Below are 14,053 nucleotides of genomic sequence, written 5' to 3'. Positions count from 1 at the left end.
TTCTTGAGTCATTAAAGTGACTGTAGAGGCTCTTTTTGGCTCTAGTCGGCCCTTGGCAAAGCTGCTACTCTCGGCGCGCTTTTGTGACTTCTCGGCCTATATAAAAGCCAGATTCACCCTAAAAACACACACCAATAATAATCGCATCAAATGCGGTGATGAATTCGCGTTGCTGAGGAGTGGGCTTCCATGATCGAAGACTTTTGGAAGGATAAGTACCCTGCCGGGATTGCTGCCGACATCAATCCAGACGAGTATCCGAATATTCAGGCAGTGTTGAAGCAATCCTGCCAACGCTTCGCCAACAAACCGGCTTTCAGCAACCTGGGCAAGACAATCACCTACGGTGAACTGTACGAATTGTCCGGTGCCTTTGCCGCTTACCTGCAACAGCATACCGACTTGCAGCCCGGTGATCGAATCGCCGTGCAACTGCCTAACGTGTTGCAGTACCCGGTCGCCGTATTCGGCGCCATCCGCGCCGGGCTGATCGTGGTCAACACCAACCCGCTGTACACCGCGCGGGAAATGGAACACCAATTCAACGACTCCGGGGCCAAAGCCCTCGTCTGCCTCGCCAACATGGCACACCTGGCCCAGACTGTCGTGCCGAAAACCGGCGTCAAACATGTCATCGTCACTGAAGTCGCCGACCTGCTGCCGCCGCTCAAGCGCCTGCTGATCAACAGCGTCATCAAGTACGTGAAGAAAATGGTCCCGGCGTATCACCTGCCGAAAGCCGTCAAGTTCAACGACGTGTTGAGCAAGGGCCACGGCCAACCGGTCGCCGAAGCCAACCCGGACAGCGGCGACGTTGCCGTGCTGCAATACACCGGCGGCACCACCGGCGTGGCGAAGGGTGCAATGTTGACCCACCGCAACCTCGTGGCGAACATGCTGCAATGCAAGGCGCTGATGGGTTCCAACCTCAATGAAGGCTGCGAAATCCTCATCACGCCGCTGCCGCTTTACCACATCTATGCCTTCACCTTTCATTGCATGGCGATGATGCTGATCGGCAACCACAACATCCTGATCAGCAATCCGCGCGACTTGTCGGCGATGGTCAAGGAACTGTCGAAGTGGAAGTTCAGCGGTTTTGTCGGCCTCAACACGCTGTTTGTTGCGCTGTGCAATAACGAAGCGTTCCGCAAACTGGATTTCTCGGCGCTGAAAGTCACTTTGTCCGGCGGCATGGCCCTGCAATTGGCCGCTGCCGAGCGCTGGAAAGCGGTGACCGGTTGCGCCATCTGCGAAGGTTACGGCATGACCGAAACCAGCCCGGTGGCCACGGTCAACCCGATCCAGAACATCCAGATCGGCACCATCGGCATTCCGGTGCCGTCGACCCTGTGCAAAGTCATCGACGATGCCGGCGTTGAACAGCCACTGGGCGAAATCGGCGAGCTGTGCGTCAAGGGCCCGCAGGTGATGAAGGGCTACTGGCAGCGCCAGGACGCCACCGATGAAATGCTCGACAGCGAAGGCTGGTTGAAAACCGGCGACATCGCGATCATTCAGCCAGACGGCTACATGCGCATTGTCGATCGCAAGAAAGACATGATTCTGGTCTCCGGTTTCAACGTTTATCCGAATGAGCTCGAAGACGTTTTGGCGACTCTGCCAGGCGTGCTGCAATGCGCAGCCATCGGCGTGCCGGACGAGAAGTCGGGCGAGGCGATCAAGATTTTCATCGTCGCCAAACCGGGCGTGACGCTGACCAAGGAACAGGTGATGGAGCACATGCGCGCCAACGTCACCGGTTACAAAGTCCCGCGTTCCGTGGAATTCCGCGATGCGCTGCCGACCACCAACGTCGGCAAGATCCTGCGCCGCGAACTGCGCGACGAAGAACTGAAAAAGCTCGGTCTGAAGAAATAAAACACGCTGAAACACAAAAGCCCCGCAGATGCGGGGCTTTTTGTTTGCAGCTCAACTTCACGAGGACTCTGTGGCGAGAGGGCTTGCCCCCGTTGGGCCGCGAAGCGCCCCCGAACGTGCGATTTTACGACTGCTTCGCAGCTGGACGGGGCAAGGCCCCTCGCCACAGTGGTCCGGCGTTACAGGCGGAACGGCGCGAAATTGACGTTGGTCCCCGTCGGACGCATGTCCTGCAGGTACGAGTCCTTGTCGGCGCTCAACTCCAGGCTCAACGCCGCTTTGCGCTTGCCTTCGTTGCGCACCACCAGGCCTTCGAGTTTCTCGCGCAGGAACACCGTCGGCACTTTCAAATGCACCAGCTCGTCGGTGTCCGGCGTGTGCATCAGCAAATGCACCCATTCGTACTGACCGACGGCCAGCCGTGCGACCGGAATATCAAACCACCAGATGTTGCGATTGCGGTTCAATTCGGTGAAATGGCAGTTGTTGACGCCAAGCACAGCACCGCCGAGTTCCTGGTTTCTGCGGGCAATGGCCTGCTTTTTATCGAGTTTCATAACATTCCTACGGGATTGGATCTTCAGCGCCTGAGCCTGAATACGTTGCGCATTCTCGGGGGTTGGCGGGCAAACATAAAGCCCAACCTTTGCGCCGCGATGAAATGTCGCTGAAAAAATAAATGAAACTCCCGCCAATGGCCGCCGGTCAATCTTTGTGTAACGACTTTCCCCGTTAAATGTTCACAGGAGAAACACCATGAGCAGCACTGGCGATAAAGTTAAAGGCATGGCAAACGAAGCAGTCGGCAACGTCAAACAAGGCGTAGGCAAAGCGACTGACAACGACAAATTGCAAGTCGAAGGCAAGGTTCAGGAAAAGAAAGGCGAAGCTCAGCAAGCTGTGGGCAAAGCCAAGGACGCCGTCAAGAAGGGCGTCGACAAGGCGTGATCGCCTGGTTAAATGCAGCAAAAAAACGGCCATTCACGGATGGCCGTTTTTGTGTCAGATGCACCGGATTAAAACGAAATTGTTTCAAAGTCGCCAAACAGGCTACTTTGATGTAGAAAACGGACCCTGAGTCGCCACGACTTCAACCTTTTTGCGGCGAAAGGAGACGCTAATGATTTTCCCGGACATGAAACGCCTGCCCCTGCACCGCGTGATGGTGCGTACGGTCAAAGAATTCATCGATGATGAAATGTCGACCTACGCTTCCGCGCTGGCTTACCAAATGCTGTTCTCGCTGTTCCCCTTCATTCTCTTCCTGATTGCCCTGATCGGTTTCCTGCACCTGCCGGACTTTTTCTCGTGGCTGCGCCTGCAATCGGAACTGGTGCTGCCGCCTCAGGCGCTGGAACAAGTGAACCCGGTCATCGACCAGTTGCAGCAATCGAAAGGTGGTCTGCTCTCGATCGGTATCGTCATCGCCCTCTACACCGCCTCGTCGGGCGTGCGCCTGATGATGAGCGCGATGAACGCGGCGTATGACGTGGTCGAAGGCCGGCCAGTGTGGAAGCGCTTTCCGCTGTCGATTTTCTACACCATCGGCATTGCCGGGATGCTGTTGATCGCCGCCGCGTTGATGGTGCTCGGGCCGCAAGTGATGGGCTGGATTGCCGCGCAAGTCGGGCTCGAAGACTTCATCGTCACGGTGTGGACCATCGCCCGTTGGCCGGTGATCGTGATTCTGATGATGGTCGCGGTGGCGTTGATCTACTACGTGATGCCCGACGTTAAACAGGAATTCCGTTTCATCACGCCAGGCTCGGTATTGGCCGTGGTGGTGTGGATCAGCGCGTCGCTGGGTTTCGCGTTCTACGTCAAAACATTCGCCGATTACAACGCCATGTATGGGAGTATCGGCGCGATCATTGTGCTGTTGCTGTACTTCTACATTTCCGCTGCCGTGTTGCTGCTCGGTGCGGAGATGAATGCGGTGATCGAGCACATGTCGACCGAGGGTAAAGACCCCGGTGAAAAAGTCCCCGGCGAAAACGACCAGGAAGACACCAAACAACACGTTTCGGGACTGGGACGAGATCACTCGCTCAAGCCGAACACTGACGAAGTCTGAACATGATCCGTGAAATCCTGAAAATGGGTGATGAGCGCATGCTGCGCATCGCCCCGCCTGTACCGTCAGAAATGTTCGACAGCCCTGAACTATGGGAATTGATCGACGACATGTTCCAGACCATGGAAAGCGTCGGCGGCGTTGGCCTGGCCGCGCCGCAAGTGGGCGTCGATCTGCAACTGGTGATCTTCGGTTTCGAGCACAGCGAACGCTATCCCGACGCCGAAGCGGTGCCGCAGACGATTCTGATCAACCCGTTGATCACGCCGCTCAGCCCGACCCTGGAAGAGGGGTTCGAAGGTTGCCTGTCCGTGCCCGGTTTGCGTGGTGCGGTGCAGCGTTACGAGCATATTCGTTATGAAGGTTTTGACCCGAAGGGCCAGCCGATTGTGCGCATCGCTTCGGGGTTTCATGCGCGGGTGGTGCAGCACGAATGTGATCACCTGATCGGCCGTTTGTACCCGTCGCGGATTACCGATTTCAGCAAATTCGGCTTCACCGAAGTGCTGTTCCCGGAACTCGACCCGGCCGCAGACGAATAACCCTGCAACAGCAAAAATCTACTGCAGGAGCGAGCCAGCTCGCGATGGGGCCATGTCAGCCACCTTGATAGTGACTGGCACAGCGCTTTCGCGAGCAGGCTCGCTCCTGCAGGTTTGATGTGTCTCTAGCCCAATCCCATCGCAATCATCGGTTTGCTCCGTGCATACCGCGCCAATCGCTCGACCATCGCGTAGGGCATTTGCGGGTCGAACGTAAACCCGCGTCGCTCATAAAACCCGCGCAAATCCGGATGGCAGTACAACCACACCGGGCTGTCGAGGCCCTTGACCGCTTCGGCTATCAGCGCCGCCGCGATCCCTTGTTCGCGACACGCCGGATCGACAAACAACCCGGTCAGCCAATAACCGCCCGCCACCGGCCGCAAGCATAACGCAGCGACGATTTCGCCACGCCGCGCCACCCACAATTGCGCATCGCGCACCGCTTTCATCGGCGATTGGTGGGCACGGTAAAACTTGTTCATCAGCGGCCATAACGGCTCGTCGAGCAGGGCGTATTGGGTGTCTGGCATGGGCCTGGGCTGTCAGTCGGTAAAGTCGGCGATTATAAAAGAACGCGCGCGCGGCGATAGGTGTATACCTGACCTCACATCCCGTATGAGTGGAGTACGTATCATGGCCAAAGGCATGGATTCAAAGAAAGCAGCGAAGAAAAAACCGGCAAAAACCGCCGATGAAAAACGCGCGGACAAGAAGGCCAAAAAGGTGGACGTGTTCGGGCATTAACAACGAGTTTTAACAATCAACAAAAAACCTGTGGCGAGCGAGCAAGCTCGCTCGCCACACATGCTCTCAAGTCTTACGCCGTTTCTTCCGCCAGTACCGCTTTCACCGCGGGCCGCGCCTCTACCCGCGCCTGAAACTGCGCCAACGCTGGCCACTGATTCAAATCAATCGCAAACAACGACGTCCAGCGCAGCACGGTAAACAGGTACGCATCCACCACGCTGAACCCGCTGGCCAGCAAATAATCCTGCTTTTCCAGGGTTGCGGTCAGCACCTTGAAGCGCTTGAACAACTTCTCTTTGATCTGCGCTTTAGTCTCTTCCGGAAACTGCGAGTTGAACAGCCAACCCAGTCCGCCATGAATCTCGGTCGATACAAAGTTCAGCCATTCCTGCAAACGCACGCGCTCGAAACTGCCGTTGGCCGGTGCCAGTTTGGCCTCGGGGCGCAGGTCTGCGAGGTATTGCAAAATGGCCGGGCCTTCGGTCAACACCTGACCGTCGTCCAGTTGCAGCGCCGCAACATAACCTTTGGGATTGATCGCGAGAAAGTCGTCACCGGCGGCGGTTTTCTTGGTTTTGTTATCGACACGAACCAACTCGAACGGCAGATCGAGTTCGCGCAGCACAATGTGCGGCGCCATCGAGCAGGCTTGCGGGGCGAAATATAACTTCATGGGAAGCGCTCCAGGTGGACGAAGCCTTCCAGTGTCAGGCGTGCAACGCGGCTGGGTAAAATGAAATTTTAAATAGTTGATGGCGCCGAAACCGTCGGCCAAGTCCGGCATTTGTCCTGAACACCCTGAATACTGGCCGATTGCTGGCCTTGCGCGGTTGATGGCGCTGGCTATGCTTAGCCATAACTAAGTGTCCAGATCAGATTTCACCGCGTTCGACATCACCAGAGTGCGCAACCAACGCACCGATTTTCACAACACGGAGCTGTGCGGTAAATGGAGTTACTTACCAAATCGTTAGGGCTGGCCCGACCGGGCTATCAAGAGAAGGATGTCTTGATAAGAGCGTTGCTGCATGGACGTTCCGATTGAACATCACCTATCACCTGACACTTCCTGCCCTTGGCGGGATGCGTGTGCCTGTTTCATGAGCATTTGAAAGACCGACAACTTTCATCAATCAGAAGACCGCGCTTAAGGTGATAGAACCATGTTCAACCTACATCACAAGGCTGATTTGCAGCAGATCGAGCGCTTCAGTTGCGCGCTGACCGAAGCCAACGCCAAGTTGGCGGCGGTGAGTCGCTCGATGGCGATGATCGAGTTCAGCCCGGAAGGCATTGTGCTCGACGCCAATGAACACTTCTGCGCGACCATGGGTTACAGCGTCGAAGAAGTGCGCGGTAAACATCACCGTATATTCTGTGAAGAAGCGTTCTACCGCAGCGAGGAATACGCCAGGTTATGGCGTGACTTGGCGCGCGGCGAGCCGGTCAGCGGTACGTTCCAGCGGTTGAACAAGGCCGGTCGGGAGATTTGGCTCGAGGCCAGTTACATGCCGGTCTATGCGTCGGACCGTCAGGTTAAAAGTGTGATCAAAGTGGCGTCGGACATTTCCGATCGCATCTACCAAGAGCATGAAAACGAAAGCATGCTCGCCGCTATCGGGCGCTCGATGGCAGTGATCGAGTTCACCCCGGATGGCCGGGTGATTACCGCCAATGAGAACTTCCTGAAGACCATGCATTTCTCGCTGAATGAAGTAGTCGGTCAGCATCACAGCCTGTTTTGCCATCGCGCCGAGGCCGAGTCGGCGCAGTACAAGGCGTTCTGGGCATCACTCAATCGTGGCGAATATCACTCGCACCGCTTTGAACGCAAAGACAAGCACGGCCATACGGTTTATCTGGAAGCGTCATACAACCCGCTGTTCGACAGCAGAGGCCGGTTGTACAAAGTGGTGAAGTTCGCCAGCGACATCACCAACCAGGTCACCACTCTGCAATCTGCTGCGGAATCCGCGCACAGCACCTCGGTACAAAACGACGCCTGCGCGCAGAAAGGGTCGCAAGTGGTTCAGCAGACCGTGCAGATCATTCAGGACATTTCCCGCGACCTTAACGAAGCCGCCGTCAGCATTGATGCTGTAAGCAAACAGTCGGACATCATCGGCAGCATCGTCCAGACCATCCGCGGCATTGCCGACCAGACCAACTTGCTGGCACTTAACGCGGCCATTGAAGCGGCGCGCGCGGGCGAGCATGGGCGTGGGTTTGCGGTGGTCGCCGACGAAGTCCGCAGCCTCGCCGCGCGAACTAGCCAGGCAACTTTGGAGATTGTCGAAGTGGTGCGCAAAAACCATGATTTGTCGCTGAGCGCGGTCACCAGCATGCAATCGAGTCTGAGCCGAACCGGTCTAGGGGTGGAACTGGCCAACGAGGCAGGGGAGGTGATTCTGGAGATTCAACAAGGTTCGCGGCATGTCGTCGATGCGATCAGCCAGTTCAACTCGACGTTGCAGTTGAACTGAAAAATTGAACAATACCCCTCCGCAAGATAAGTCCGGAGGGGTAGCACATCAGATCGCGTAAATATCGAATACGCCTTCTTCAATGCTTAACGTTTCCTCGCCGCCACCGCTTGGATTTCCCGTCACTTTCAGCTTGAAGTTGCCAGTGCAATTGCCATTAGTGACGGTGAGGATCAAATCGCCCTCGACGATATTAAATCCATATCTGTTGTAGGTGAACCGTGCATTGCTACTGGTCAGAGGGATTGGATACGTGCCGTCGCCACGGGGTGGCTCGATGGTGAAATCAAAATAGCGACCGCCGTCGACGGTATCGCCGATATGGATATAGTTGATCCTTTTCGGAAAGAGCGAGCCATAGTTGATCACGAAGCTTGAACCTTCAAAATCAATAGGCAGATGCTCTCCGTCACTCAGGAACTTGGCCGTGCACGTCCCGGAAAAGTTTTTTGGCGATTGGGCTGACGTGAGTGATTGGGTGCCTTTTGCTGACATGTAAACCTCCAGTGTTTATCGATCATCAGGGGCGCGCATGTGAATGCCGTGCGCATTCATGATTCTTCGAGCGCCATGGAGTGTCTACTGTCAGAACTTACAGGTCAGCCGCAACACCGCCCGAATAGGGGCAGTGTTTGCCAGGTTGTGGCTGTTCGCTTAGAGCGCAGCGAGGAACTTGTCGACCACTTGCTGGCCGTCAGCCTTGTCACTGCTGCCGTTGTCCTTGTCGGCCTGCGCCAGTTTCATTTTGTCTTGCAGACGTTCGGCGATCTCTTTGCCAATCGCCACTTGCTGCGCCGGCGGCATGGCTTTCAGTTGGTCTTCGGTAATGCCCATCTCTTGCAGAATGCTGTCGCGCAAACGCTGTTCCGGGGTCTTGCTCATGTAGTCCTTGAAGTTGGCCATGGCCGCGCTGTCGGTGGACTTGCTCTTGTCTTCTTCCGGCACCGAGGCCTGCAACGCCACGCGGGTTTTGGCGAAGGCTTCATCCACGTTGTCGTTGATGGTGCTCGCCGCGCTGATTTGTTGGGTCGCGGACGTCAGCCCGGAGGACTGCGCGTTGGTGCTGTCCTGCTTGATTTGCGCGATGGTGTTTTGCGCGTTCTGGATCAAACCGCTGTACAGCGCGCTCGCGGCGGCCGTGGTCGGGTCCATGTCCGTGCGTTGGGTTTGCTGAATGATCGAAGCTTTCTGGGCACTGACCAACATGATGAATAGCCTGTAGGTAATTGCTGTTGATTGTGTAGGAGCAATTAGCGTGCCGCCGCTGAAACGCCGGTTTTACGCGGCGATGCAGGCATGGCGGCGGTCAGTTATTGCCGCTCGGCGGCAGACGGTCACCGCTTCAGCGGTGGGCAATGTTCTCCAGTGCCAGGTTGCGCGTACGCGGGCCGAAGTAACCGATGGTGATCATCACGATCAACATGCTGCTGACAATGAAGGCCAGCACCCCCGGTGTGCCGAAGTGTTCGAGGAAAATCCCGATCAGCAGACTGCTGAACACCGTCGACAAACGGCTGAACGAGTAACAGAAGCCCACGGCCCGTGCGCGGATGTTGGTCGGGAACAATTCACTTTGGTAGGAGTGGTAGGCGAAGCTCAGCCAGGCGTTGCAGAACGTGATCATCACCCCGCAGACGATCAGCCCCAACGCGCTGGTTTGCAGGGCGAACAAAGTGCCGAAGGTCATGGCGCCGAGGGCCGAGCCGACGATCTGCCATTTGTTTTCGAAACGGTTGGCGAACTTCACAAACAGCAACGGCCCGAGCGGGTAGGCGAGGGTGATGATGAAGGCGTACATCAAACTGTGCGTCACGCTGACGCCCTGACCGGACAAAAGCGCCGGCAGCCAGTTGCCGAAACCGAAAAAACCGATCGCCTGAAACACGTGGAAAACAATCAGCATCAGCGCCCGACGTCGATACGGCGGCTGCCAGATATCAGCGAATCGCCCCGCGCCCTGCACGTCTACCGCCGCCAGTTCCGGCTCATCCAGCGCTTTGCCCTGATCTTTCACGCAACGCGCTTCGATGTTATCGAGAATCCTGCTCGCCTCATCGAAGCGCCCATGCTGTGCCAACCAGCGCGGCGACTCCGGCAGGCGCGAGCGCAGCCACCAGATAAACAGCGCAAACACCGCACTCGCCAACACCACCCAACGCCAGCCGGACACGCCGAACGGCGCTTGCGGCACCAGCCACCAGGACATCAGCGCCACCGCCGGCACTGACAGAAACTGCACGAAAAACGCGAAGGCAAACGCCGAACTGCGCATGCGTTTCGGCACCAGTTCCGAGAGGTAGGCGTCGATGGTCACCAACTCGATGCCCAAGCCAATGCCCACCAGAAAGCGCATGCAGATGATGCCCAGTGCCGAACTCTGCACGCCCATCGCCACGGTCGCGACCGTGTACCAGATCAGCGCAAAAGTGAAAATCGCTCGCCGGCCGAAGCGGTCGGCCAATGGGCTGAGCAGGCTCGCACCGAGGAACAGACCGAGAAATGTCGCCGAGGCAAACGCGGCTTGATCGGAAAAACCAAACACCCCGCCACTGCCGGTGGCGAAGATGCCATCGCGGATCAGACCGGGGCTGATGTAAGCGGTCTGAAACAAATCGTACAGCTCGAAAAAACCGCCAATCGACAGCAACGCCACCAGTTTCCAGATCGTGGAAACGGCGGGCAGGCGGTCGATACGAGCGGAAATCTGCGCGGCACGAACGGGGTCGACGCCGTCGGTTGGGGCGACAGCAGGGGAGTAGGCAGGCATGGGCTGATCCGATTCTTGTTGAAGGGAAAGCTTAGCCTGCTATCGGTTATCAAAGATTGTGAACATTTGCTGGGTTGAGAGAAGATTCGCTAGGTTATTGCAATATCTTTTTACGTTTTAGGCGTTTATGGCGCAGTCGGGGTGATGCCGACCCTGGGGTGGTGAGGCTGACTGCTATGGCAAACCGTTACAGCCGAACTTGAGGAAGCCCGCTCGCTGTGCCAGTCGCTGGAAGTACTCATCGACGGCAGGCAAGTCGGGGCGCTCCATGGGCGTCATCAGCCAGCGGTTGACCGACAGGCCGATGACGATGTCGGCCAGGCTGAACCGTGGCCCGGCAACGTAGGCTTTGGTGGCCGCGAGTTGGTGTTCGAGGATGGTCATTTTGCGGTTCCAGTCATCGACGCCAACGGCGATCTGATGCGGGTCCTGGCACTCCGGATCTTTGCGCACCAGCGCGGTAAAGGCATAACCCCACGAGCGATTGAGCTCGGTGGCTTGCCAGTCCATCCACTGCTCGACGCGCGCGCGGGCAGCCGGTTCGCCGGGCAGCAATTGCTGATTGTGATGTTTGCCGGCGAGGTAGCGGCAGATGGTGTTGGATTCCCACAACACCCCGGCGTCATCAATGATCACCGGCACCTGCGCATTCGGATTGAGCCGGGTGAACTCGGGGCTGTGGGTCGAGGCAAAACCGCTGCCCCAATCCTCGCGTTCGTAAGAAATGCCCAGCTCCTCACAGGTCCACAGGACTTTTCTGACGTTGATCGATGACGCTTTCCCAAGAATTTTCAGTGCATGTTCCATGGTGCTACTCCTTCAGCGAAACGACGCCTCGGGAATCTACCATCAAGCAGCAGGATCCGGCAGCGCTGACGCTGGCAAACCAAACGTGCGATCAAACAGCCAGTTGAAAGCGAAGGTGTAGCACGGGATGAAAATGATCAGCGCCAGGTCGAGCAAAAAGGCCTGCACCAGGCTGATGTTCATCCACCAGGCAATCAACGGGATGAGAAACACAATCAAGGTTAGTTGAAAACCCACGGCATGGCCGATGCGCCGTTTGACCGTGCGGGTGCGTGATGGCTGGCGGCTTTCCCAGCGCTCGAACAGCGAGGTGTAGATGAAATTCCAGGTCACGGCGATGGTGGTGATGATCACCGCCAGCGGCCCGGTGCTGCCCGGCGAAGTGCCGGAAAGCAGCGCCAGACCCAGCGCCGAGAAGGTCATGCCGATGATTTCGTACAACGACACGTAGACCAGTTTGCGTTTGACGCCTTGCATGTTTTTTTGCCTCTTTGTTGCAACTTGATGCCAGTAGCACTGGCGGAGGCGGCGAAAGATAGCTTCAATGGCGCTGACAGAAAAAGTCAGCAGCTTTCAGTTTTATTGATAGGACGGCAAATGAACTTCAACAGCGACAGCATCGAATTGTTTCTCGCGGTGATCGAGCGCGGCTCGTTTTCCGCCGCCGCTCGGGCGCTGGGCAAGGTGCCGTCGGCGGTGAGCATGGGCATCGGCAACCTCGAAGCCGAACTCGGTTATTCGCTGTTTGATCGCAGCCACCGCGAACCGGTGCCGACCGCCATGGCCAACGCGCTGGTGCCGCACGCGCGGCTGATCGCCGAGCAACTCAAGCAATTGCAGGTGCACGCGGTGGAGTTGTCGTTGGGGTTGGAGAGCAAGCTGTCGATCGGCGTGGTCGCGGACCTTGATAAAAGCCGTTTGATGGCCGCGATCAAAGTGATTGCCGAGCGGCATCCGCTGCTCGATATCGAAGTGCTCAGCGCGCCGCAGGACGACGTGTTGGCGATGCTCCACAGCGGTCGCGTCAGTGTCTGTCTGGCGTTCGCCGGGTTGAGCGTGAACGGGCTCGAACGATTCCAGTTCGTCGGCAGCGAACGGATGATTGCCACGCTGGCGGCGGACAATCCGCTGTTTCAGGGCCAGGATTTGTACCTGGAAGACTTGCTGCACTTGCGCCAGATCATCGTCGCCAGCCGCGACTTGCCGATCAGCGATACGCGGCCGCTGGTCGCGCAATCCTATTGGCGCACCGACACCTTGGCCATGGCGCTGGAGATGGTCGAGGCCGGTTTGGGCTGGGGCAATTTCCCGCTGTCGGTGGTGCAACCGCTGCTGGACGCGGGACGCCTCAAACGCTTGAGTTTTCGCAACATCGAGAATGGTTTGCTGCTGCCAGTGCACGCGGTGTGGCTAAAAAGCCAGCCACTGCAGAAAGCAGCGCTGGCGTTCGTAGGCCTGATGTCTGCCTGAAACCCCAGGCAACCCACCATTACCCCCGTGGGTAGTTGAGGAGCGGTAATAGGCCGGACAGGTCAGGTGCTTTCGCGCACTTTCAGTTCGAAGCCCATGTCCTGCACCGGTTTGGCCACGGTGTTGCCGGCCATCAGCGTGAGCATTTGTTCGGCGGCGCGGCGGCCGATGGCTTCGCGCGGGGTGCTGATGCTGCTCAGGCGCGGGACCATGTGCGCGGAGGCGGGGAGGTCGTTGAAGCCGAGAATCGCCACTTGCTGCGGGATTTTGATCCCGCAGCGCATCGCCTCAAGCAACGCGCCTTGGGCCAGGTCATCGTTACCAAAGAAGATCGCATCGACATCGGGATGGCTCGCCAGCAATTGCACAAACAACTCGCCGCCCAGCCCTACCGAAGAAGCACGCGGCGTCAGCACTTCCAGATCCGGGTCATACAAACCGGCCTTCTGCAGCGCCTTGCGAAAACCTTCGCCGCGCAGCAACGTGCGCTGATCGAGCTGCGCGCCAATGTAGGCCAGGCGTTTGCGACCACGCGAGAGCAAGTGCTCTGCCGCCGTTTCACCCGCCGCCAATTGCGAGAATCCCACGCAATTCAGGCCCGCCGCCGTGTCCAGTTCCATCATGTAGACGCAAGGAATGTTGCTCGCCTCGATCATTCGCCGCGAACTTTCGGTGCGATCAAAACCGGTCAGCAGCAAGCCGCGCGGCTGATACGCCATGTAGTTGCGCAGGAGGTTTTCTTCTTCATCGCGCGAGTAGTGGAAGTTGCCGATCAGCACTTCGAAGCCCTTGGGCCGCAAGACCTGATGAATCGCTTCCAGCGTGTCGATGAACAGCAGGTTGGACAGCGAAGGCACCAGCACCACCACCGAATGGCTCTGCGCCGAGGCCAGCGCGCGGGCGGCGGGGTTGACCACGTAGTTGAGGTCGAGCGCGGCTTTCTGGACTTTCTCCACCAGTTCGGTGGCCACTGTGCTGACACCACGCAACGCGCGCGAGGCCGTGATCGGGCTGACGCCGGCCAGGCGTGCGACTTCGTTGAGGGTAGGGCGGCCGGTGGTGCGGGTATTTTTATCGTTTTTAGAGGTGGTCATCGGGGCGGCTTGCCAAACAAAATTCAAGGCACTAAGGTAGCGCTGTCTCGATGCAGCTGCAAATGCGTGAGCGGGGTTTGCCTGAACCTCGTTCCTTGGCGTCGCGAACGAACATGCTGCAACCCACAAAAATGACAAGAAGGCGTCGGCAACTTCTGCTTTTGGTCTAGTGTCATAACTGGCAA

15 protein-coding genes and 1 pseudogene are annotated in these 14,053 nt (G+C 57.6%); 7 read left to right on the top strand and 9 right to left on the bottom strand.

Features of this window, described 5'->3' with window-relative positions; translation table 11 throughout:
- Positions 1 to 189: 189 nt before the first annotated feature.
- Positions 190 to 1,881 carry a long-chain-fatty-acid--CoA ligase FadD1 gene (fadD1, locus tag BI292_RS00960; RefSeq protein WP_092278905.1) on the top strand — a complete coding sequence of 564 codons (1,692 nt, stop codon included), beginning with the start codon at positions 190 to 192 and terminating at the stop codon, positions 1,879 to 1,881.
- A 179-nt stretch (positions 1,882 to 2,060) separates the two neighbouring features.
- Here the strand turns inward: fadD1 and BI292_RS00955 are convergent, their stop codons facing one another.
- Positions 2,061 to 2,438 carry a hypothetical protein gene (locus BI292_RS00955; RefSeq protein WP_092278907.1) on the bottom strand — a complete coding sequence of 126 codons (378 nt, stop codon included), beginning with the start codon at positions 2,436 to 2,438 and terminating at the stop codon, positions 2,061 to 2,063.
- 199 nt (positions 2,439 to 2,637) lie between these two features.
- Here BI292_RS00955 and BI292_RS00950 point away from each other — a divergent pair, with 199 nt between their 5' ends.
- The 3 genes from BI292_RS00950 to def all read left to right on the top strand — a co-directional run bounded on the left by BI292_RS00950 (position 2,638) and on the right by def (position 4,497).
- Positions 2,638 to 2,829, top strand: coding sequence for a CsbD family protein (locus tag BI292_RS00950; RefSeq protein WP_092278909.1), 192 nt, complete (start codon positions 2,638 to 2,640; stop codon positions 2,827 to 2,829).
- Positions 2,830 to 3,001: 172 nt separating this feature from the next.
- A complete protein-coding gene (locus BI292_RS00945; protein ID WP_092278911.1) occupies positions 3,002 to 3,955 on the top strand; it encodes a YihY/virulence factor BrkB family protein in 954 nt (317 codons plus the stop codon).
- A 2-nt stretch (positions 3,956 to 3,957) separates the two neighbouring features.
- The gene (gene def, locus BI292_RS00940; RefSeq protein ID WP_101206617.1) at positions 3,958 to 4,497 is read left to right on the top strand and encodes a peptide deformylase; all 540 of its coding nucleotides are present in this window, start codon (positions 3,958 to 3,960) and stop codon (positions 4,495 to 4,497) included.
- Positions 4,498 to 4,622: 125 nt separating this feature from the next.
- Here def and BI292_RS00935 read toward each other — a convergent pair whose 3' ends face one another.
- Positions 4,623 to 5,030, bottom strand: coding sequence for a GNAT family N-acetyltransferase (locus BI292_RS00935; protein ID WP_101206615.1), 408 nt, complete (start codon positions 5,028 to 5,030; stop codon positions 4,623 to 4,625).
- A 287-nt stretch (positions 5,031 to 5,317) separates the two neighbouring features.
- Positions 5,318 to 5,920 (bottom strand): glutathione transferase GstA, encoded by a 603-nt coding sequence (gene gstA / locus BI292_RS00930; protein ID WP_101206614.1) that lies wholly within the window; start codon positions 5,918 to 5,920, stop codon positions 5,318 to 5,320.
- Between the two features lie 490 nt (positions 5,921 to 6,410).
- On the opposite strand from gstA, the pseudogene BI292_RS29390 reads away from it, so the two are divergent.
- Both BI292_RS29390 and BI292_RS29385 read left to right on the top strand, forming a co-directional pair.
- Positions 6,411 to 7,187: pseudogene (locus tag BI292_RS29390) on the top strand (PAS domain-containing protein); the annotation flags it as partial.
- On the top strand, positions 7,161 to 7,730 hold the full coding sequence (locus tag BI292_RS29385) for a methyl-accepting chemotaxis protein (RefSeq protein WP_371918699.1): 570 nt from the start codon (positions 7,161 to 7,163) through the stop codon (positions 7,728 to 7,730). The pseudogene BI292_RS29390 and the gene BI292_RS29385, both read left to right, overlap by 27 nt.
- Positions 7,731 to 7,778: 48 nt before the next feature.
- On the opposite strand, the gene BI292_RS00920 is transcribed toward BI292_RS29385, so the two are convergent.
- The 5 genes from BI292_RS00920 to BI292_RS00900 form a co-directional block, all read right to left on the bottom strand.
- A complete protein-coding gene (locus BI292_RS00920; RefSeq protein WP_101206611.1) occupies positions 7,779 to 8,225 on the bottom strand; it encodes a hypothetical protein in 447 nt (148 codons plus the stop codon).
- 159 nt (positions 8,226 to 8,384) lie between these two features.
- Positions 8,385 to 8,936 (bottom strand): hypothetical protein, encoded by a 552-nt coding sequence (locus BI292_RS00915; protein ID WP_101206609.1) that lies wholly within the window; start codon positions 8,934 to 8,936, stop codon positions 8,385 to 8,387.
- Between the two features lie 136 nt (positions 8,937 to 9,072).
- A complete protein-coding gene (locus BI292_RS00910; protein ID WP_101206607.1) occupies positions 9,073 to 10,497 on the bottom strand; it encodes an MFS transporter in 1,425 nt (474 codons plus the stop codon).
- A 174-nt stretch (positions 10,498 to 10,671) separates the two neighbouring features.
- Entirely contained in the window at positions 10,672 to 11,304 is a 633-nt protein-coding gene (locus BI292_RS00905) for a glutathione S-transferase family protein (protein ID WP_092278927.1), read from the bottom strand.
- A gap of 42 nt (positions 11,305 to 11,346) precedes the next feature.
- On the bottom strand, positions 11,347 to 11,781 hold the full coding sequence (locus BI292_RS00900; protein WP_092278929.1) for a PACE efflux transporter: 435 nt from the start codon (positions 11,779 to 11,781) through the stop codon (positions 11,347 to 11,349).
- A gap of 120 nt (positions 11,782 to 11,901) precedes the next feature.
- Between BI292_RS00900 and BI292_RS00895 the strand changes: the two genes are divergently transcribed.
- Positions 11,902 to 12,774: a LysR family transcriptional regulator gene (locus BI292_RS00895; RefSeq protein WP_101206606.1), complete on the top strand. Its 873-nt coding sequence runs from the start codon at positions 11,902 to 11,904 to the stop codon at positions 12,772 to 12,774.
- 62 nt (positions 12,775 to 12,836) lie between these two features.
- Here the strand turns inward: BI292_RS00895 and BI292_RS00890 are convergent, their stop codons facing one another.
- Positions 12,837 to 13,868 (bottom strand): LacI family DNA-binding transcriptional regulator, encoded by a 1,032-nt coding sequence (locus tag BI292_RS00890; RefSeq protein ID WP_092278933.1) that lies wholly within the window; start codon positions 13,866 to 13,868, stop codon positions 12,837 to 12,839.
- Between the last annotated feature and the right edge of the window lie 185 nt (positions 13,869 to 14,053).

It is taken from the genome of Pseudomonas sp. 43NM1 (assembly GCF_002836905.1).
Classification (GTDB): domain Bacteria; phylum Pseudomonadota; class Gammaproteobacteria; order Pseudomonadales; family Pseudomonadaceae; genus Aquipseudomonas; species Aquipseudomonas prosekii.
The sequence above is the reverse complement of the archived record's forward strand: the minus strand, read 5'-3'. Positions and strand labels throughout refer to the sequence as shown.

Bases quoted from the DNA above. Each gene is read 5' to 3' on its own strand.
- fadD1 (WP_092278905.1), top strand. From the start codon at position 190: ATGATCGAAGACTTTTGGAAGGATAAGTACCCTGCCGGGATTGCTGCC.
- BI292_RS00955 (WP_092278907.1), bottom strand. From the start codon at position 2,438: ATGAAACTCGATAAAAAGCAGGCCATTGCCCGCAGAAACCAGGAACTC.
- BI292_RS00950 (WP_092278909.1), top strand. From the start codon at position 2,638: ATGAGCAGCACTGGCGATAAAGTTAAAGGCATGGCAAACGAAGCAGTC.
- BI292_RS00945 (WP_092278911.1), top strand. From the start codon at position 3,002: ATGATTTTCCCGGACATGAAACGCCTGCCCCTGCACCGCGTGATGGTG.
- def (WP_101206617.1), top strand. From the start codon at position 3,958: ATGATCCGTGAAATCCTGAAAATGGGTGATGAGCGCATGCTGCGCATC.
- BI292_RS00935 (WP_101206615.1), bottom strand. From the start codon at position 5,030: ATGCCAGACACCCAATACGCCCTGCTCGACGAGCCGTTATGGCCGCTG.
- gstA (WP_101206614.1), bottom strand. From the start codon at position 5,920: ATGAAGTTATATTTCGCCCCGCAAGCCTGCTCGATGGCGCCGCACATT.
- BI292_RS00920 (WP_101206611.1), bottom strand. From the start codon at position 8,225: ATGTCAGCAAAAGGCACCCAATCACTCACGTCAGCCCAATCGCCAAAA.
- BI292_RS00915 (WP_101206609.1), bottom strand. From the start codon at position 8,936: ATGTTGGTCAGTGCCCAGAAAGCTTCGATCATTCAGCAAACCCAACGC.
- BI292_RS00910 (WP_101206607.1), bottom strand. From the start codon at position 10,497: ATGCCTGCCTACTCCCCTGCTGTCGCCCCAACCGACGGCGTCGACCCC.
- BI292_RS00905 (WP_092278927.1), bottom strand. From the start codon at position 11,304: ATGGAACATGCACTGAAAATTCTTGGGAAAGCGTCATCGATCAACGTC.
- BI292_RS00900 (WP_092278929.1), bottom strand. From the start codon at position 11,781: ATGCAAGGCGTCAAACGCAAACTGGTCTACGTGTCGTTGTACGAAATC.
- BI292_RS00895 (WP_101206606.1), top strand. From the start codon at position 11,902: ATGAACTTCAACAGCGACAGCATCGAATTGTTTCTCGCGGTGATCGAG.
- BI292_RS00890 (WP_092278933.1), bottom strand. From the start codon at position 13,868: ATGACCACCTCTAAAAACGATAAAAATACCCGCACCACCGGCCGCCCT.